Annotated in this window: 17 protein-coding genes and 2 pseudogenes; 7 read left to right on the forward strand and 12 right to left on the reverse strand. The window is 39.9% G+C overall.

Going from position 1 to position 18,582, the window contains the following annotated elements; all coding sequences use genetic code 11:
• Nucleotides 1–713: 713 nt before the first annotated feature.
• On the reverse strand, nt 714–1,493 hold the full coding sequence (locus tag CUU66_RS17185; protein WP_257968046.1) for a YoaK family protein: 780 nt from the start codon (nt 1,491–1,493) through the stop codon (nt 714–716).
• A gap of 397 nt (nt 1,494–1,890) precedes the next feature.
• On the opposite strand from CUU66_RS17185, the gene CUU66_RS17190 reads away from it, so the two are divergent.
• A complete protein-coding gene (locus CUU66_RS17190; protein WP_101644406.1) occupies nt 1,891–2,730 on the forward strand; it encodes a patatin-like phospholipase family protein in 840 nt (279 codons plus the stop codon).
• 796 nt (nt 2,731–3,526) lie between these two features.
• Here CUU66_RS17190 and CUU66_RS24995 read toward each other — a convergent pair.
• Nucleotides 3,527–4,016 (reverse strand): annotated as a pseudogene (locus tag CUU66_RS24995) (hypothetical protein).
• Between the two features lie 406 nt (nt 4,017–4,422).
• A complete protein-coding gene (locus CUU66_RS17200) occupies nt 4,423–5,424 on the reverse strand; it encodes an LLM class flavin-dependent oxidoreductase (protein WP_101644408.1) in 1,002 nt (333 codons plus the stop codon).
• 423 nt (nt 5,425–5,847) lie between these two features.
• On the opposite strand from CUU66_RS17200, the gene CUU66_RS17205 reads away from it, so the two are divergent.
• Nucleotides 5,848–6,483 carry a nitroreductase family protein gene (locus CUU66_RS17205; RefSeq protein WP_101644410.1) on the forward strand — a complete coding sequence of 212 codons (636 nt, stop codon included), beginning with the start codon at nt 5,848–5,850 and terminating at the stop codon, nt 6,481–6,483.
• 36 nt (nt 6,484–6,519) lie between these two features.
• Nucleotides 6,520–6,816 carry a putative quinol monooxygenase gene (locus tag CUU66_RS17210; protein WP_101644412.1) on the forward strand — a complete coding sequence of 99 codons (297 nt, stop codon included), beginning with the start codon at nt 6,520–6,522 and terminating at the stop codon, nt 6,814–6,816.
• Between the two features lie 873 nt (nt 6,817–7,689).
• Here CUU66_RS17210 and CUU66_RS17215 read toward each other — a convergent pair.
• A complete protein-coding gene (locus tag CUU66_RS17215; RefSeq protein WP_101644413.1) occupies nt 7,690–8,007 on the reverse strand; it encodes a hypothetical protein in 318 nt (105 codons plus the stop codon).
• 304 nt (nt 8,008–8,311) lie between these two features.
• Between CUU66_RS17215 and CUU66_RS25000 the strand changes: the two genes are divergently transcribed.
• Complete coding sequence (locus CUU66_RS25000) at nt 8,312–8,440, forward strand: hypothetical protein (RefSeq protein WP_257968047.1); 129 nt, start codon at nt 8,312–8,314, stop codon at nt 8,438–8,440.
• Nucleotides 8,441–9,128: 688 nt separating this feature from the next.
• On the opposite strand, the gene CUU66_RS17225 is transcribed toward CUU66_RS25000, so the two are convergent.
• Together CUU66_RS17225 and CUU66_RS17230 are read right to left on the reverse strand one after the other, a co-directional pair.
• Nucleotides 9,129–9,626, reverse strand: a complete 498-nt coding sequence (locus CUU66_RS17225; protein WP_101644417.1) for an NUDIX hydrolase — start codon at nt 9,624–9,626, stop codon at nt 9,129–9,131.
• 14 nt (nt 9,627–9,640) lie between these two features.
• Nucleotides 9,641–10,192: a 2'-5' RNA ligase family protein gene (locus tag CUU66_RS17230; RefSeq protein ID WP_101644419.1), complete on the reverse strand. Its 552-nt coding sequence runs from the start codon at nt 10,190–10,192 to the stop codon at nt 9,641–9,643.
• Between the two features lie 263 nt (nt 10,193–10,455).
• Between CUU66_RS17230 and CUU66_RS17235 the strand changes: the two genes are divergently transcribed.
• Nucleotides 10,456–11,451 carry an MBL fold metallo-hydrolase gene (locus tag CUU66_RS17235; RefSeq protein ID WP_101644422.1) on the forward strand — a complete coding sequence of 332 codons (996 nt, stop codon included), beginning with the start codon at nt 10,456–10,458 and terminating at the stop codon, nt 11,449–11,451.
• A 49-nt stretch (nt 11,452–11,500) separates the two neighbouring features.
• On the opposite strand, the pseudogene CUU66_RS25005 reads toward CUU66_RS17235, so the two are convergent.
• From CUU66_RS25005 to CUU66_RS17245, 3 genes and pseudogenes are all read right to left on the reverse strand, one after another.
• Nucleotides 11,501–11,651: pseudogene (locus CUU66_RS25005) on the reverse strand (GntR family transcriptional regulator); the annotation flags it as partial.
• A gap of 111 nt (nt 11,652–11,762) precedes the next feature.
• Nucleotides 11,763–12,137 carry a hypothetical protein gene (locus tag CUU66_RS17240; RefSeq protein WP_101644424.1) on the reverse strand — a complete coding sequence of 125 codons (375 nt, stop codon included), beginning with the start codon at nt 12,135–12,137 and terminating at the stop codon, nt 11,763–11,765.
• Nucleotides 12,138–12,336: 199 nt separating this feature from the next.
• Nucleotides 12,337–13,224 (reverse strand): DMT family transporter, encoded by an 888-nt coding sequence (locus CUU66_RS17245; protein WP_101644426.1) that lies wholly within the window; start codon nt 13,222–13,224, stop codon nt 12,337–12,339.
• 804 nt (nt 13,225–14,028) lie between these two features.
• Here CUU66_RS17245 and CUU66_RS17250 point away from each other — a divergent pair.
• Nucleotides 14,029–14,457: an NUDIX hydrolase gene (locus CUU66_RS17250; RefSeq protein WP_101644428.1), complete on the forward strand. Its 429-nt coding sequence runs from the start codon at nt 14,029–14,031 to the stop codon at nt 14,455–14,457.
• Nucleotides 14,458–14,592: 135 nt separating this feature from the next.
• Here CUU66_RS17250 and CUU66_RS17255 read toward each other — a convergent pair whose 3' ends face one another.
• Both CUU66_RS17255 and CUU66_RS17260 read right to left on the reverse strand, forming a co-directional pair.
• A complete protein-coding gene (locus CUU66_RS17255; RefSeq protein ID WP_101644430.1) occupies nt 14,593–16,236 on the reverse strand; it encodes a catalase in 1,644 nt (547 codons plus the stop codon).
• A gap of 63 nt (nt 16,237–16,299) precedes the next feature.
• Nucleotides 16,300–16,920 carry a DUF2441 domain-containing protein gene (locus tag CUU66_RS17260; RefSeq protein ID WP_101644432.1) on the reverse strand — a complete coding sequence of 207 codons (621 nt, stop codon included), beginning with the start codon at nt 16,918–16,920 and terminating at the stop codon, nt 16,300–16,302.
• A 381-nt stretch (nt 16,921–17,301) separates the two neighbouring features.
• On the opposite strand from CUU66_RS17260, the gene CUU66_RS17265 reads away from it, so the two are divergent.
• A complete protein-coding gene (locus tag CUU66_RS17265; protein WP_101644435.1) occupies nt 17,302–17,940 on the forward strand; it encodes a dienelactone hydrolase family protein in 639 nt (212 codons plus the stop codon).
• Between the two features lie 245 nt (nt 17,941–18,185).
• On the opposite strand, the gene CUU66_RS17270 is transcribed toward CUU66_RS17265, so the two are convergent.
• Complete coding sequence (locus CUU66_RS17270; RefSeq protein WP_101644437.1) at nt 18,186–18,563, reverse strand: hypothetical protein; 378 nt, start codon at nt 18,561–18,563, stop codon at nt 18,186–18,188.
• Between the last annotated feature and the right edge of the window lie 19 nt (nt 18,564–18,582).

Consider the following 18,582-nt stretch of genomic DNA (forward strand, 5'->3'; position numbering starts at 1 on the left):
ATTTTGCCTTTTAATGGCGATTGGCTTATGACCGAAGGTGTCAGTCCGGAGCTGGACAATACCCGCTGCTCCCGCACAGAAAAGCGGAAAGCGGTGCCTGCCCAACATATAAATATTAAACGCTCAGTGAAAATCCCAATAGATATAAAATTCTAAACAAATTGGCAGGCAGAGACCCGATAAAGAACACTTGCTGATTGGCGAAAGACAGTGAAGACAGAAGCTTAGTCGCACTTACCACGCTCGAACGCCACGTCCTGTGGCCACGCCTGGCTCGCACATCCTGTGCTTCGTGCGTCAGCCAAGCATAAGACGAGCCGGCTGTGGGGAGTGCTTTTCTCCCCATGGACGGATCGGCTTATGACTCGAGGGTCTCAGCTTGCAGCTGGATCAAGGAGTCTCGCACCTTACGTTCCAATCAACCAGTTTAACAATAGGGTTTGTTCACAGAACTTATTAAAAAAACAACAATTTTTTAGAAAAGAGCCTTTTTATAAATGCAGCATGCTGTATGCTATCCATACGGAAGGGATGGTACGTATGGAATTCTGGAGAATGACGGCCTGTGTAGTAAATAAAAAGGATGATATGGACCTGCTTTGGGTAATGACGACTCCAGTTTCCCCTAAAGACCACGAGCTACCTATTTGGAGTGGACTTTAGCAAATCTCGCATCCTGCGAAAAGCGAAATAAAGGAGACTTGAACAGCCGCCTAAAACTTCTTTTTATCTTTCTTATCCTTACCGTATACCAATAAGGTTTCCGGATTAGCCTGTAAGATAATTAAAGCTAATATCAGAATGCCCGATGCAATCCAGATCGCCTCTGTTCCAAAGCGGAGAGTGGACAATGTCCCTGCGAACGCTCCAGCTAAAAAGGAAACAATGATGATGATAAAATCCAGGCTCTTCAATGCTGCGTGGCGGTCCCGTCCTATAAGGGCAGTGTAGGCAGCCTGAGAGGCTGTACGGAGATTCCCGGTTACCATGGCAGAATTATACGGCCATTTTACGAGCGTACGAAAGGATGATATCTGCACCGAGGCAGCAAAGGCAATAGTAATGGTCACAGTAGAGTTAGGTACTTCAGGAGGCCAGGTTCCCACTATCATCAGGGCAATACTTTCAACAAGCAAAACGGTCCGTGCCGGATACGGAAACAGCTTTATGATCTTAGGATGTTTAAGAGCTTCAGCCGTTAAGACACCCAGGATAAATGCAATAATTGGAGGAATATGTTCAAGTCCCTCGCTCCACTGCCTCTGTGCAAGCTTAATCCCAAGCAAGACCAGGTTTCCCGTCTGGGAGGTGGCAAATACTCCGTCTCTACTTATAAAGGTGTAAGCATCAAGGAATCCCCCAACTGCTCCCAATAACATCCCAAGGCCCACAGATTCGGCTGTCAGCGGAGGCAGTTTCCGCCTTCTTTCGTATATATACTTCCTCATCGAAGCTATATTTAAAATCCTTCTATCCCTAATCCTAGTTCTCATGAATGGTCTCCTAAGACGGCAAATTTATCATTGCTCTCTTTTTACCCACAAATTAGGCAGCATAACGTTATTATCCATAAGGAAATTACATGTTAATCATATTAAAAGACCTTTCTGGAATACGAGCATTCGGACCGGGAAGTCATTTAGAAACTTTGATGGGTATATTTTATAAATAAGATTTTTTATTTTCGTGAAAAAACTTTGAAGAGGAATTATTTACAGCACCCCAAGCTGATGGCATGAGTTCTGTGTTTCATCTCTCCCGGTACATTGAGGCTGCATAAAAGGACTTGTCTGGTTTATTAAGGGTATTAATATAGCAGAGACCAAAGATAAACGTGTAAAGCCGGCATTTTATTTTGATCTGCCGCAAATCAGAAGGGAGCGTTTGAATATGGAAACCGGATTGGCATTTGCCGGCGGAGGGATTCCAGGATGTGCCGCTGTGGGGGTTTTGAAGGCATTAAAAGAGGCAGGTATTAAGGTTACTCATATTGCCGGAACAAGCTCCGGGGCGATGGCAGCCGCTCTTTATGCATACGGCTATGAACCCGGTGACCTTGAAAAACTTGTGCCGACACTCAGCCGCCGTTATTTAGATATAGATTATAAGGCGGTTTTATTAAGAGCATTATTCCTGCAGCCAAAACTCAAAGGCTGGTTAAAAGGCAATCGATTTAGACATTTAATTCAAACATTGACTCATGAGGATTCCTTGTCTGCCTTGCAAATCCCCTGCGGCATAGTGGCAACGGATTTAAATAAGGGAACACCAGTCGTTTTTACCCAAAGTCCCATCAGTGATTTTGCCTATGAAACAGAGGCATCCATTGCCGATGCGGTAAGGGCAAGCTTTGCGATACCATTTCTATTCAAACCTGCCCTCCATAAGGGCGCCGCTTTAATTGATGGGGGTGTTACCGTCAACTGTCCTGTCCGGATCTGCCGGGCTCTTGGTGCAAATAGGGTTATCGCAGTGGATCCGATCTCTCCCATTGCAGACATCCCTAGCAGCTCCTATGGGACATACAAGCTGATCCATAAAATCATTTATTTGAACCTAAAGCTTCAGATGGAGTCCGAACTGAAATTCGCCGATTATGTTATACAGCCGCAAACAGATTTTGTCGGAGGGTTCGAATTCAAAAAGGCAGTCCAATGTATAGAAGCGGGCTACCATTCCACCATGAAAAATATAGATGAGATAAAGGCCCGTCTATCCGTTTGTCCATAAATCCCCACATTAAATAACAGCTGTTTTACATTTCATTAAGGGAGGCTATCAATCCGCAAGAAAATCCTGCTAACCCATGTAATAGCCCCGACTAGGCCGCATTTCACTAGCAAAAACGAAACGCTCAGGTCTTTTAATGGAAATCTAGTAAGATTAAGCTTTGTCCTGAAATCAATTTTCCCGTGAAAAAGCAGCATTGAAAAATGACTATATGCTACAAACTCTATGAATTGTCGGCAAACATGCAGCCAGATAAATGATAAGCATAAACACTTAATTTCAAGCATAAGCAGGACTGGGATAAGCATATCCCCGATTTTATAAGCATAGGCCAGACACAGATAAGCATAAACCACTCAAACCTAAGCATATGTCTGGAAAACATAAGCATAAAACTTCCAAATGTAAGCATAAACCTCAAAAAAATAAGCGTAAATTTTCCAGACAGCCTTAAAAAATGTTTAAAATCCTTCAAAAGTAACTAATAGCACCCTTATTGGATGCGACCCTGCTTAATTAATGAGGAAATATGTACATGAGAAGGAAAAACCGCTAGTGAATACCAAAAAACTTGGATGAAAGGGTGAAAATGCGCTTCCCTGATTAAAGAGGAGTGTCGCTGGTCAGGGTGTTTTTAGATTTTGTAAACACAATAAAACTATAGCAAAAGGTAAATGATTTAACCATTTAGATCCCTTTAACTCCATAAAAAATGTGTACGAATAACGAACAACCCACCGTGCGATGTGCACAAATTGATTTTGCCAATACCTATTCCGTCTAAATAAAGACACTGTTAACTGGATGTCTGCATGGTCCCAAAAATACCTTTTATTTTCTCATACACAAACTGCACTCCATATAATAAATAGGCTTTATAGTGTAAGTAAATAAAAAATTGAAGTTGATTTAATCGATTTAGACTTATGATTTTCATTTTTTTAAGAACATCAATGATTAGAAAAGCAAAGAGACCATCTGATATAACATTAAGTAATACGAATTTTTTTAAAATTCCCATATGAATGCTTAAGGATCCACATGGATAGAGGCATATAAGGGCCAATGCTGAAAGGAAGTTCGTCCTTAAAAAAAGATTTTTGCTTGTCGTAAAACTTCCACCAGTTCCGTTTATTTCCATATAAATGATTTATGATTTCAAAGAAAACGATAAAAACGCCCGCTGCAGAATAGCGTTTAATATTCCGTTTACCTAAAAAAAACAACGATAACCAAGGAATCAATATTATGGTTAGATTAAATACTAAGTGCCTCTTTTTTATGATAGCAAACACACCCCGCACTACATGATCGATTTCAATTTAGTTTTTACGATTACTTGGTATTTATGTAAATGTCCTGGGGTCCATGAAGCTGTACAAACGATTGCAGGCACCCGTAAAGATCAAAAAAACAAACCTTGTTATAACACAAGATTTGTTTTCTACACTTATTTCTGTTGTCCATTCTCGAACTTACACTGCCGCTATGCTTATCCCCGCCTAACGCACACATAGGTCACGGCGTCTTCGAGAATCGTAAGTTCGACTGAGCACTGTCTGCGGCTAAAGCTCGCCGACCAACAAGTATTCATCAGGTGATTACTTTTCAAAAAGCTTAGTCCTACTTTAGTATTTGACGCCATGGAGGAGTTAAAGTAAGGCCGGTTTGAAAAGCACAGCCCGCCTCATTTCACTTCCCATCAACGATTTCCTTGAAGATTTGATAAGACCGCTTTTGTTTATCAGGATCAAAGATATAGGAAACAGCCATGATTTCATCAACATGGTACGTCTCTTGAAATTTTATTAACTGTGCTTTTACTGTTTCTTTGCTGCCCATTAACGTAACACTTGACATCGAAGAAGCCATTGCTTTCTCATGATCACTCCATATTTCATCCATATTATCCACTGGTGGCTGCAATGGTGATTGTGAACCTCGGACGACATTTAGGAAGAATTGCTGCATCGTTGTTGATTCTCTTAAGGCTTCTTCATCGGTTTCATCGGCAATTACATTTAAGCAAACCATCATATATGGAGAATCCAGATATTCAGAAGGCTGGAATCGATTGCGATAAATCGAGATGGCTTCCTCCATGTACCTAGGTGCAAAGTGTGAGGCAAATACATATGGCAGCCCTAATTTAGCCGCTAAATAGGCTGAATCTGTCGATGACCCTAAAATATATATCGGAATATTAGTACCGACTCCCGGAAACGCTTTGACATATCCTTGTTTTTCATCGGGTCCAAAGTATGTAAGCAAGGAATTGACGTCATCAGGGAACGTATACACAGAATCATTTTGTGAACGTCTTAGCGCGCTTGCCGTCATCATATCGGTTCCCGGTGCCCTGCCAAGTCCTAAGTCCAATCGGTTTGGATAAATGGTCGCCATTGTACCGAATTGTTCTGCCACTACTAATGGAGAATGATTAGGCAGCATTACCCCTCCAGAACCAACACGGATTTTTTCAGTATGCTCCAAAGTATGCTTGATTAAAATGGAAGTGGCCGAACTTACAAGTGTAGGAGAATTATGGTGTTCTGCAATCCAATACCTTTTATATCCCATTTCCTCTGCAGCTTGTGCTAAATCAACCATCGAATCTACCGCATCTTTAGCTTCCTGTCCTTTACGAATGGGAGCAAGATTTAATACCGAAACGGGTATATTTATATTTGTCATTTCAATTAGTCCCTTCTAAACCAAGATATCACTATAGTAACAATTAGCGATTTAGAAACAAAATAGAATGCTTAGAGTTACATTGGATCTCACTGTTGCCTTCTGATTTCTATTAAAGCCCATGTAATAGCTGAATATTTTTTGACCTAAAGTCGGTATCCCATAATAGCCGGAAACAGTTCTGATACACTTCCAACTAATACTTGAATACTCCCCCGCTTACTACTTCCCTAATCTATTCTGCCTTCAAAGGCTTCCACTGGAGCCAAATATTATACCGCAAAAACACATCCAACAGCGTCCCTAAGTCTTTTTAGTTTACAAACATACAAAACAATAGTATTTTTGTTCATTGTATTCAGGTATAAATAAGCTTCAGCAAAATTAAAATAATCATCATTAAATAGAAGGAGTTATACAACTATGACTACTCCAAAATCGAACGACTTTAGCGAAATTGTTAGAGGACGCCGTTCCATAAAGAAATATGATCCTACTGTTAAAATAAGCAAAGAGGAAATGGAAGACATTCTTACGCTTGCCACTACAGCTCCCTCTTCCGTTAATATGCAGCCGTGGAGGTTCCTTGTAATCGACAGCCCGGAAGGAAAGGCAATGCTGGCACCGCTTGCCCGCTTTAATCAAACCCAGGTAGAAACTTCAGCAGCAATGATCGCAGTCTTCGGAGATATCAATAACTTTGAAAAGTTTGAAGACATTTATGGCAAAGCTGTCGAAGAAGGGCATATGCCGCTTGAGGTTAAGGAAGGGATCTACAAATCGTTCTCAGGCTATTTTGAAACGATTTCCCGTGAAGAAATGGAAGATGTTGTGCTGGTAGACGGCGGCCTTGTATCCATGCAGCTCATGCTTGCGGCCCGTGCATATGGGTACGATACAAACCCTATCGGAGGATATGAAAAGGATAAAATAGCAGAAGCATTCGGTTTAGATAAAGAACGCTATGTTCCAGTTATGCTTATTTCCATCGGAAAAGCTGCAGACACAGGTTACAAATCTGTTCGACTTCCAATCGATCAAGTGGCACAATGGAAGTAAGCTTTAATAAACTCTTAATGAGAGGATGAATCTTTTATGATTATTATCCACGCTTCATTCCACGTAAATCCAGCCAAGCAAGATGAATTTTTGACAGAGGTGCAGCCGCTTATTGCTGCTTCACGTAAAGAAAGCGGGAATGTCTCTTACATTCTGTACAAAGATACAGAAAATGATCATATCTACACGATGGTTGAAGTCTGGAAGGATGCACAGGCAATCGCAATCCACAACCAGAGCAGCCATTTTACCGAATTTGTCGGCAAAGCCAATGAGTTCCTGACTGCACCGCTAGATGTTAAATCTTTTGATGGACAACCTGTTACATTATAAGTTGAAGGAAGCTGCATTGGCAAAGCTCTTCATATAATAAAAAGAGATGAAATCGTATAGCGATCTCATCTCTTTTTATTACAAGGCTCTTTTCTAAGAGATTGTTGTTTTTTAATGAGTTTTGTGACATCACCTTATTGTTAATTCAGGTTGGTTGGAGCGTAAGGTGCGAGACTCCTGCGGGAATAGCGGGTATTGTCCAGCTCCAAGGCTTTAGACCCTCGAGTCATAAGCCAATCAGTCCATGAGAAGAAAACCACTTCTCACGGCCAGCTCGTCTTATGCTTTTCAGGTCTCTGCCTTCCCTGAGAGTTTTTTGTGATAAAAGATAGCTAATCATGAGCTTCCTTAAGCAATGTTATTGGGGAAGGCATCTCTTTCCGCTTTTCGGTTTGCCCAGCTCCGGACTGACACCGCGGGTCTAGCCAATCGCCATTAAAAGGCAAAATCGGCCTTTCACTGCCGCTCGTCTTATGCCGGGCTAACGCACGAGGCACAGGATGTGCGAGCCAGGCGGGGCCACAGGACCACAGGACGTGGCGTTACGAGCGTGGTAAGGGCGACTAAGCTTCTGTCTTCGCTATCGCTTGCCAATCAGCAAGTCTTCTTTATCAGGTGTCTGCTTTTCTTTTAGTGTTTTGCCTAGACTTAAAAAAGATCATCATTCAGCTTTTGGATGGATCCTTTCTTGAAAAGCACCGTCCTCCGCTTTTCGATCAGGGGAGACTCCGCAGGCTAAGACGAGGAGGCTTACCGCCCGTCCCGCGGAAAGCGAGCATTCTGGAGAGGAAATCAACCTCTAGTTCAATAGCAACAAAATTTACAAAAACAGCCTTCAACAAAGGTTGGGGGCAAGTTCTAATCAGGAACATTTTATTTCTCTTTTATCTGTTCCCGGATCCTTTGAAGCTCCTCCAGGGACAGCTCACCCAGAGATTCCCTGATTTCTTCCTCGATCAGTTTCCTGTTGCTTTCCCGATATCGATCCCACCATTCTCGAAGTCCTTCCGTTTTATCCAAAATGTATTCGATATCGATCTCTTCCACTTCATCGTCTGACAGATAATCGAGTACTGCTGCCAACATTCGACTAAGATTGCCAATTTCATCTTTGTCTCCTTCTATATTTGGCAAAGTAACAACTTTTTCGTGATCTGAGTCTTCATTAGTTTGTGCAGGCTTCCGAGGCATCGGTTCGCTCCTTATTCTCTTAGTAATAGGATGTTAGTATTACCAATAAAAAGAAAACGATTAATTATGCGAAGGTGTCCGGACTTATAGCTGCAGCTCAAATTAGATCATTTTTTCCAACCATAACTTACTTTTATTGAAACAGAATATATTTGAAAAGTATTCTTGAAGTAATCTTAACCTAAAAACCAAAATTTGGTAAATCGTAGGATTTTTAAATATTAAATTATCTGAATGATAAAAAATGAAACTAATAGTATATTGAAGCGTATAGCATCTTAACCGGAGAAAGGGAGCGGTATATTTGATCAGAAAAGTCGGTAAATATGCATTTTTAGCAGTGGCCGTGCCATTTGTCTTTTTGTTTTCAATCTTTTTTGACAGTGGAAACACAGCATTATTTATTAACGATATTCTTAAAGATAAAGAATAAGGTTTTTGGGGATTGATTCTTTGCATCGGGCCTCTAGGAACGAGAATTCCAATATGTTAGGGAGATTGTTCATAATTTATAGGAAAAGAGACTGTTCTTTTATTATTATTTCATTTGTTGAATGGTGTATTCCACTGCCTGTCATTGATTTCGGGCGGCTGTAAAACACCAGGAGTATTTTTGGGCGCCCTTTCATCTGAAAAAAGCAATTTTTGGGGCTGAACCGTAACTTTTGGTTATCCTTTTTTTAAAACCTAGGCTTCCAGCTCATGGAAACAGGCAAATTGGCAGAGGTTTTTACTAAATGTAAAGGAAAGTGGTATCATGCAGCATGGTTTATGCTTACCTTTATGAGGGATATGCTTATGTTCAAAGGATTTACGCTTATGTTTTTTGATTTTATGCTTATCTTTTCAACATTTATGCTTATCTCTCTTCATTCAATGCGTATGTAAGTGGCTTTATGCTTATGCCGCTGGCTTTATGCTTAACCAGATGCCCATATGCGTATCTTCCTGAGCAACCTCAAGAACTTCTTTCCTGGAAGTTTCATGTATAGTTTCCCCTAATTTTCATAAAACCAACTGGTATTCCCAAACTTCCATTCTCAGTTCGTTTTGAAGCAATAAGTGATTCCTGATTCAATGACGAAAGCTCCCGCGACTACCATACAAAGATCCTAGATGTTTTATCTTTCCCCTTCATACCTTCCAGAGTGTTGATAATAAACACTCTGTCTGTCAGTTTCAATGAACAAGGATTTAGGATAAGGCAAAGCAAGTTCAGGCATATTTTCGGGCTTGAAATAGCATAATTCTGCCGTCTCGTTATCTAATGGCAAAAGCTCTCCATGGTTAATTTCACATTCGAATAAAAAGATATTATATTCCACCTGGTGTCCATTAGGATATTGATATCGGTATTCTTTACCTCCAAACACACCAGCTAATCGCTTCGGGGTAATCGTCAGACCAGTCTCCTCTTGTACTTCCCGTGCCGCTGCATCAGCAGGCGTTTCTCCTGGCTCAATTGCTCCTGCCGGCAAGCTCCATGGTTCTCCATTGCCCTTATTCTGTAATAAAATCTCTCCTCCTTCATTTCGGACAATGCATGCAACACTTGGCATAAAAATCAGTTCATTCCCTACCTTTTCACGTAAGTTTTTGTAATAAGCTGACATCCCCATGGTCATTTAACCTCCTATAGACTTATTTTGAAATCCAAATTCGATTTTTGTTTACCATCTATGATTTCTACTGTTATCTCATTAACAATAGTCGTAAAAGATCGTTTGAACCTGTCTGTTTCGATAAGCGCAAACTTAAAATCTTCCTGATTCTCTAACCTCCCGACGGTCATATGCGGAATAAATGTTACATGCTTATATAGGTGCTCTTTAAGCAATCCGCCATATAATCTATCATGAAGTCTAATAATTTCATCGTTTCCTTTTTTTACATTCAAAAATAAATAGCTATTCCCGGATCCCGTTATACCACACATGGTCAGCTGAAATGGCTCAACCCCTCGAAGGGAAACCCTGATATGCTGTTTTAAGCTTTTACTGCTGATCGAGCTGGTAAAGGGAAATACGAGTGTTATATGCGGGGCAATCAAATTGTGTAGTGGATCGTACTTTTCTCTGATATTGTCAATGTATGTGATCTCCTCGAAATGAGGAAATATAAAAATAGATCTAGTTATCCCGCCTTCTTCTCCCCTAAACGTATCAACATCCATTTTTAAGTCCATCTTTTTTCTCCTCGAATAACGTTCTCCACATTTTATCACACCATTTCCAATATTTTAAATTAAGAGAAACAGCTTCATACGATTTTTTATCTGAGGATCTTCTTTAATCAAAAGTTGGGATATTTAAATCCCCCGACTTTTCTTATGCAAAAATTCTGTTCAAGAGTTCCTGTTCTCTTAAAAAAACCCTAACAAACTATTATAGTGGTATGGTTTTCCATGGTATGATAAATGTAAAATGGACTGGGGAGGACAAGCAGATAATGAATAATCGAATGAAAATATTCAAGGGATCTAAACATTTCCGGCTGAAACAAGTTGCTGAGGGTGTATTCGCCGCAATCTCGGTACCTGGAACTGGCTCTGTTGGGAATGCAGCAATCATTGACTTAGGGGATTCAACACTTGTAGTGGATACCTTCACCACAATAGAAGCTGCAGAGGATTTGCGTGAAGCTGCAACGTTCCTCACGGAAAGCCCCGTTTCCTATGTAATCAACACACATTGGCACAGTGACCATACGAGCGGGAACCAAGTGTTTACACCTGATGCGCAAATCATCTCCACTTTTGCTACACGCGAAATTATGAATACTTTTGGAAAAAGCAGATTGGCCCAGCAGTTGTCAAACCCAGAACCAATTTATCAGGCTATCGCCGAAGTCGAAAAAAACCTACAACAAGAAACGGACAAAAAGCTAAAAAGAGAATTACAATGGGAAAATGCCAGTGACAGGTTGTATATGGACTCCCTGCCGAATATGGCATATACATTACCTACAATAACCTTTGACGAGCAGATGAGCATTCATGGCCGCGTCCGCACAGTACACCTGCTAACATATGGGGGCGGTCACACACAAAGTGATGCATTCGTCTACCTGCCTGAAGAAAAAATTGCCATAATGGGAGATCTGGTACTCTCGAAGCATCATCCTGTCATGATACACGCCAACCCTTATGAGTGGCTTACTATATTGGATAGGGTTGAGCTTCTCGAGGTAGAAATGATTGTACCTGGACATGGAAAGGTCTGCTCCATGAAAGAACTTCGTGAGGTAAAAGAGTATATAAATGATATAGTAAAGTTGGTAGAGGATGCTGTTCAAAGCGAGAAAAGCATTGACGATATTTCGGTCCCGAAAGCTTATGAAGACTGGTACTTTTCTACATACTTTAAGTCAAACCTGAAAAAAATACATGATCTGATCAAAGAACAATCCCTGCTTAGAACTGCAGAAAAAGCACCTGTTAGCTAATAAACTAACTAAACCCCAGGTACTAAGGTACCTGGGGTTTAGTAATGTTTTATAAAAAGTAACTGTTTGCTTGAATAACAAACTGGGATTGCCGGTAGTTATACGAGACTTTTGAAAAGTCAAAGGACTGGCTATTCGTTAAAGATGCTTTCCACATAAAGGTTTGGGGACCATTCTGTTAGACCTAAATACTCCGCTTTTCACCAATATCAGAGAAGGTCTGGGGTTGTTTTTCTCCATTGTATCTAACAGTAAATTTACATTTTATATTAAATGACAAAGAGATTGGCTGAAAAGGTACAGATCAAGCATTAGCTGGAAATAGACAACTCTCTTATTTTACCAATCCAGCCTTTAAAACTTTCAAATTCACTGGAATCAAATCCAAAATGCTCCTTAATAAAGCGGATAGATTCTTGCTCTTCATCGTGAAAAACTCCATCAGAAAAGATAAGTTGAAAAATTTCAGTTAAGACGATATTCTTTGAGCGTTCACTTTTGAATTGCTCTAGAATATTTTCAATTCCAAGACCCCTTAATCTATAACTTTCAAGACCCATTTCCGTTATATACTTAGTTAGTATGGGACTTTCGTAAATAGATAAATCTCCATCGATCTTAGCAATCAATGCTGCTAACTCAATAAATGCGATTCTTTCCTCTGAATCCAGCTCTGCCAGGAACAATAACCTTCAACTCCTAATTCTTAGTTATTATATGTATACGAACTGTGTCCATTTAAGTTTCATGTTATTACTGTCTTCTGTCAACTGCAAATCGGGTGCCTGCCTTTCACAATGATTGTCTTTTTTTTCCTTATTGAACAAAATGACCGATACTTACATGTAAAAACTAGACCTCTACTCTTTATAAAATCACGCATAACTACTTCATTCCATACTCCTTTTCTAAGGTGGTTCGATTAGATGGAAATTTTGAAGTAGAAATGATAATACTCAGAAGCACAAGAGAAGCACCTATATATCCTGATATTGACATGAATTCATGTGCAAATAAATATCCGAACAACGCAGCAAAGACAGGTTCTAAAGAAAAAATTAATCCCGTTCGGGCAGGAGATGTATATTTTTGTGCTATAACTTGAAGGATAAACCCCACTGCACTGCAAAAAATGCTGAGAACAAGGATAGAAACCCAGCTAGTCGTTGAATTTGGTATAACAGGTGTCTCAAAAATGAATGCAAAAATGAAGCCAAACAAACCTGCAAAACCCAACTGTAAAATACCAAGTGTTAATGTATCGGCTTTTTGTGCCAGTTGTCCCACCACGATGATGTGTATGGCATAAAAGAATGCACCTATTATACATAGGAGATCACCTGGTGTAATGGCAACAGGGAAATGTAGAGTAAGAAGAGCTATACCTGTAATTGCAAGAATAATACTGATGGTTAGTTTCATTTCTATTTTCTTCTTTAAGATCAATGTGTTAATCAGGGGAACGAATACAACCGTTAAACTGACCAGAAACCCTGCATTTGAAGTAGTCGTTGTGTTTAACCCAAAGGTTATGGTTACAAATACAAGGAATAAAATAAAGCCAAGCAACATGGAGTATTTCATAACATAGAGATTAATATGTCGCAAGCGGCGGGAAAAGATCACTGCCGCCAGAATAAAGGCTATACCAAATCTGAGCGCAATTAGGTTAAACTCCCCTAAAGAATCTAGCCCCATCTTCATAAAGAGATATGAGGAACCCCAAAATATTGTAACAACTAAAAGAAGCAGTTCCGCTCTTATCGGTTTCACCTGCTAGTTCCCTCCATTCCCATATTTACTTGAAAGTCATCCTGTTACAAAGTTAATATTTACAGCTCTGGGTCTGGGTAGTACATTAGCAAAAAAAGCTTACTAATTTATGCACAAAGGCCTATTTGCCAAAAAAAAAAGCTATCTACAATACCCAAATTACTTTCTAGACATTAATACTATGGCTGTGGCCAGATCCTTGAAAGCAAAAATTTATTAAGGTGATTTTTTGGGTCACCCCGACGAATTTATTCGCTAAACCGTGTAGTTTTATTGAGAATTTGGTTAAAATGGATTCTGTTTCCCCAAAAGACAGGTAGATAGAAAATATAGAGCTGCTATACTCTAAAAGGTACAGAAAATCAACGGTGTGGAAAATTTTATGCTTGTGTTTTCCCTTTCTATGCTTATCTTTTAGCGTTTTATGCTTATCTTTTTGAGTTTTATGCTTATGTTCAGCTGTTTTATGCTTATCTCAAAATTTCTATGCTTATTTTTGTGGTTATATGCTTATCTATTTGGTCATATGCTTATAGTTAGACCTATATGCTGATTTCAGCAGTTGGAAAAACTCAGGCGGTCTTTGAAGCAGCTAAAAGTATATTTTTCAACTTATCTCAAGGTGTTACCCAGTACGGGACCATACTGATAATTTGTAAAATTCCTTACAACTATCAAGAAATAAATCTGAAATAATCTCAATCAACCAGATTTCATTTATGATGTTCGATTCAATTCATCCTGATAGTCACCTGCTGACGAAGGAAAAGTACATAGGGTAATCATACAACAGAGGTGATTTAGATGAAGCAAGTTTCTGCAGCATTGTTTTTAACAGATGGCGAAAAATTTCTGGGGTGTCATGCCACAGGAAGAAAATACTATGACCTGCCAAAGGGTCTCATTAATGAAGGAGAAGATGCAGCTGCTGCCTGCATTCGTGAAGTACAGGAGGAAACAGGTTTGGTTATACCAGTTGAGGACCTTGTTGATCTTGGTATCTTTTCCTATACCAGTCAAAAGAGCCTCCATATTTTTCTGTGCAAAAGGAATCACCTTCCTGCCACCTCCACTTTGGAGTGCACTTCTACCTTTGTGCATTACTATACAAAAAAGTCTGTTCCGGAAGTGGATGGATATGTGTATATTTCCTATTCTGAAAAAGAAAAGTATGTAACGAAAAACATGAATAAAACTCTAGATGAAGTTCTAAAAAGGATACCTTCATATTAGATTATTGTAATTTGCAACAATGGTACCATACTCGCTAGCAGGCACGACGGAGCATATGGATAAAATAAAAGGGTCTGTTCAAAAAGCCAGCTTTCCTGACTGTCTGAACAGACCTCTGTGATAGTTTGTTCCTAATTAATAAGGGTCGGCTCCGTGGCTTTTCTTCACGGCATCCTCCGCTGCTTCGTTCGCGGCTAATGAACCTTGACCAAATTTTGTTTTCCCGGTTTCACGGCCTGGAACTTTGTCTTCTGTCTTCATTTCTTCTATTTCTTTCATTTTAATTTCTATACCTTCTTGGACACGGCGCCCGTAGTCCTCATCGGCTTGTGTGAAATGTTCAATCATGGCATCTTGGATTCGTTTATCGCAAACTGCCAGTGCCGAGGATAGGTTCTTAATTAATTCATCGCGCTCCCAATCCTCCAGGCTGCGGTACGTATCTCCTGCTTGTCCGTAGTTGTTTGGGCGATCGATCGGTTCGGTCATCGCCGAAGCATTATACGTTGGTCGGTGCTGTGGACGACCTTCTAAACTTGCCTCCTGGTAACCGCCCTTCATGGAAGGCTCATAGTTAATATGTGGATTTTCCCCAGACTCTTTCGGGTCACGAATATCCATTTGTCCGCGATGCTGATTCGTTCTAACTGGTACTTTCGGAGCGTTAACAGGGAGTTTCAGATAGTTTGCACCTACACGATAACGTTGTGTATCGGAGTAGGAGAAGGTACGCCCTTGCAGCATCTTATCATCAGAGAAATCCATTCCATCGACAAGAACCCCGGTACCGAAGGCGGCTTGCTCGATCTCCGCATGGAAATCCACTGGATTCCGATCAAGAACCATACGGCCTACTGGCAGCCAAGGGAACTGATCCTCCGGCCAAAGTTTCGTATCATCTAGAGGGTCAAAGTCGAGTTCCGGATGGTAACCATCTTCCATAATCTGCACGAACAGCTCCCATTCCGGATATTCCCCGCGCTCAATGGCTTCATACAAATCTTGTGTTGCATGCCCGACATTTTTCGCTTGGATAGAGTCTGCCTCTTCTTGAGTTAAATTACGGATCCCCTGCTTCGGCTCCCAGTGATACTTCACCAGCACGGCTTCACCTTTTTCATTAACCCATTTATAAGTGTTTACACCTGAACCTTGCATATGGCGGTATGTAGCTGGGATACCATATGGAGAGAATAGAAACGTAATCATATGTGTAGCCTCAGGAGTACGGGAAACGAAGTCAAACATCCGCTCAGGATTGGGTACGTTCGAAGCTGGATCTGCTTTAAAAGCGTGGATCATATCAGGGAACTTCATTGCATCCCGGATAAAGAAAATTTTCAGATTGTTCCCAACTAGATCCCAGTTCCCATCCTCTGTGTACATTTTCACCGCAAATCCACGCGGGTCTCGGGCAGTTTCCGGCGAATCTTTTGATCCAGCCACGGTGGAGAAACGGACCATCAGGGGTGTTCTTTTCCCAGCACCCGAAAATACTTTTGCGCGTGTATACTTTTCGACCGGTTCATCTCCAGCTTTTCCATATGTTTCAAAATATCCAAATGCCCCAGTTCCTCTTGCGTGTACCACACGCTCCGGTACCTCTTCCCGATCAAAATGGGAAATCTTTTCAATAAAATGATAATTTTCAAGTGTGGCCGGACCCCTATTGCCAATAGTACGGATGTTTTGATTATCCGTAACAGGGTGGCCCTGCCGCGTTGTCAACGTATCTCGTTTTTCATCTTGTCCAGCATTGAAATCTTTTTTTTCTTCCAAATTTTACACCTCCACAGAAATAACTACCCAGTTCTTCCATTTTTAAAACCTTGGTAAGGAAAATTAATGGTCCTGTTTATTTGGATGCTCGATGATTTGCGCCTCATCAATAATTTCTACCACTTCCATTTTCCCGTTTATCAAAATCTCTGGAAGGCCGTTTTTCACATTACCCTTCCAATATTCTCTAGCTTGTTCAATCTTCCGGTAGAAAGGCGCACCATCTTCCTTTGGTAAAAGGCTTCCATCACCCTCAAAAGTATTCCCTTTAATTCTGAGTTTAACAATCTGTAAAACTTTTCGATTATATGATTCAAAAACCTCTTTCCATCTCATGGCGTCATCATAGCTTTTTGCAGCGTATAAACATGACAACCTTGAAGGGTATTCAGGATATTCCTGTAATCTAACCATTTCTACTATCACTTCTCTAATAGCTCTTATGGTTTGGTCTACATACTTAACAGCTACACTTGCATTTTCTTTGTTCAAGTTCAAGCCTTCATTTGTATAATGACGTTGTAAAATTTGCAGGAAGTCTTCCCCGCTGGAATTCACATGTTCCCTTTCAAAAAAGAAGCGATATAAGGTATTGTTTTGATCTTTGTCCATATTAATTATCTGGCCAAGAAACATTTTTTCCCGAGTGACAATGTGATAAGCAAACAATTCGTTCTCTTTCATAGTCTGTCTCCTGTTAGTCATGATCCATCTATTTCCACTATTTAAAGCACCCTTAAATAATCGTCTTCCTCGCCGGAAATATGTTGACTGCTGAAGTCTATACGATATAAAAAACAGTGGATGAATTTGGTCCATTCCCTTTTTATTTAGGTTTTTCGCCTACACCTAGGCCGGAAGACAGCCAGCGTCCGCCGTCTTGTAAAATGATATCTTTTTCTCCTTCATAGTATTTAAAATATTTGGTAGAATATCAGCACCCTTTTCGCATGCTTATCTTACTAATCTGCAAGTTTAACAACACCCAAAAAACTTATCATAAGTTATACCAAGTATTAACATTTTTGTTTATAATTAAGGATAAAACAAAAAGGTGTGACGAATTTGATTAATATCACAGCTGACAGTGTAAAAGGATATAAAGATGAAATGGTGCCCTACTCTTTATTGAGCAAGAAAGATAAGGCTGATACATTAGTCGTAATGTTCCCAGGGGGAGGATATACAGTCAATTTTCCACTCTTATATTATCCTACTCTTGCATTTTTAGAGAGATCATTTGATGTTTTACAAGTAAATTACCGTACCGATTTTTACTCTACACTGAGTGACGAAGAATTTGATCGAGCACTGATTCACGATGTAAGAAAGGTCCTGGAACATTTCCTTCAAAAAAAAAATACATATAAGGATTTCTATTTTATAGGGAATTCTTTAGGTACAATTGCTATGAGTGCCGTATTAAGTAACGAACCATTTATACATGCTAAAGCTGTATGGCTTACTCCTCTATTAACACAGGACTATGTATTTAATGCTATGCTGAAAAGTATAAGTCCCGGACTGTGCTTCATTGGAGATAATGATCCCTTTTTTAACCAAGAACGATTTAATCAATTACGAGAGAACGAACGGATAGACTTAAAATTTTTTGAGGGTGCGACACATCGCCTTGAAGTGGATAATACCATTGAAACCATAGAAATTCTTAAACAAGTTATTCAGGAAATAGAACAATTCTAAAAGAGCAGCGGTGCTCCATCTTTAAAGAGGGTTCACCTTTTTTCATTCATGATCAATAACCGGCCGGTTTAGTAAAGCACAAAAAGTATATGCAGGAACTATATGGCCGACACCTCTTCTAAATGTTAGAACCTATAACATAGAAACAGTTTGACCCGTTTGTAAAAGCCAAATAGAAGATCAAGCCGGTCCCCAATGTCAGTGAACTAAGTACCAGACAAAAAGTTTATTTATTAAACAAGTGATCATTTCTTACGATTTTTTACTATTAAAAAGATAGAGCATATGACACTTCCGATTATACTTACAATGATGTTGAATTTTAGAACCAGCAAAGCGATTGCATAAGATTCGTAATCCGAACTTCGAAAAGCTTCATAAGAATCCAAAACCACCCCCAATACGCTGCCAATAAGAACAAGAAAAAAATTAGAAATAAAATAAGAATTTGTTTTTCTTAGCGCAATTCGATAATTTATTCCAAGTAATATAAATGGCGTAAGGAGTGTAAATGCGAATTGGGTAAAGGAAGCAAAATCATTAGAGCTCTTATATTGCAAGGAAAAAAGTAAAGAATGAATGACCCCCACAGGAAGTAAATTCATCCATATAAGTTTAATCATTCCGTCTCCTCTTTGGTAT

This window comes from Peribacillus deserti (genome assembly GCF_002863585.1).
Lineage (GTDB): Bacteria > Bacillota > Bacilli > Bacillales > DSM-1321 > Paraperibacillus > Paraperibacillus deserti_A.

Bases quoted from the DNA above. Each gene is read 5' to 3' on its own strand.
- CUU66_RS17185 (WP_257968046.1), bottom strand. From the start codon at position 1,493: ATGAGAACTAGGATTAGGGATAGAAGGATTTTAAATATAGCTTCGATG.
- CUU66_RS17190 (WP_101644406.1), top strand. From the start codon at position 1,891: ATGGAAACCGGATTGGCATTTGCCGGCGGAGGGATTCCAGGATGTGCC.
- CUU66_RS17200 (WP_101644408.1), bottom strand. From the start codon at position 5,424: ATGACAAATATAAATATACCCGTTTCGGTATTAAATCTTGCTCCCATT.
- CUU66_RS17205 (WP_101644410.1), top strand. From the start codon at position 5,848: ATGACTACTCCAAAATCGAACGACTTTAGCGAAATTGTTAGAGGACGC.
- CUU66_RS17210 (WP_101644412.1), top strand. From the start codon at position 6,520: ATGATTATTATCCACGCTTCATTCCACGTAAATCCAGCCAAGCAAGAT.
- CUU66_RS17215 (WP_101644413.1), bottom strand. From the start codon at position 8,007: ATGCCTCGGAAGCCTGCACAAACTAATGAAGACTCAGATCACGAAAAA.
- CUU66_RS17225 (WP_101644417.1), bottom strand. From the start codon at position 9,626: ATGGGGATGTCAGCTTATTACAAAAACTTACGTGAAAAGGTAGGGAAT.
- CUU66_RS17230 (WP_101644419.1), bottom strand. From the start codon at position 10,192: ATGGACTTAAAAATGGATGTTGATACGTTTAGGGGAGAAGAAGGCGGG.
- CUU66_RS17235 (WP_101644422.1), top strand. From the start codon at position 10,456: ATGAATAATCGAATGAAAATATTCAAGGGATCTAAACATTTCCGGCTG.
- CUU66_RS17250 (WP_101644428.1), top strand. From the start codon at position 14,029: ATGAAGCAAGTTTCTGCAGCATTGTTTTTAACAGATGGCGAAAAATTT.
- CUU66_RS17260 (WP_101644432.1), bottom strand. From the start codon at position 16,920: ATGAAAGAGAACGAATTGTTTGCTTATCACATTGTCACTCGGGAAAAA.
- CUU66_RS17270 (WP_101644437.1), bottom strand. From the start codon at position 18,563: ATGATTAAACTTATATGGATGAATTTACTTCCTGTGGGGGTCATTCAT.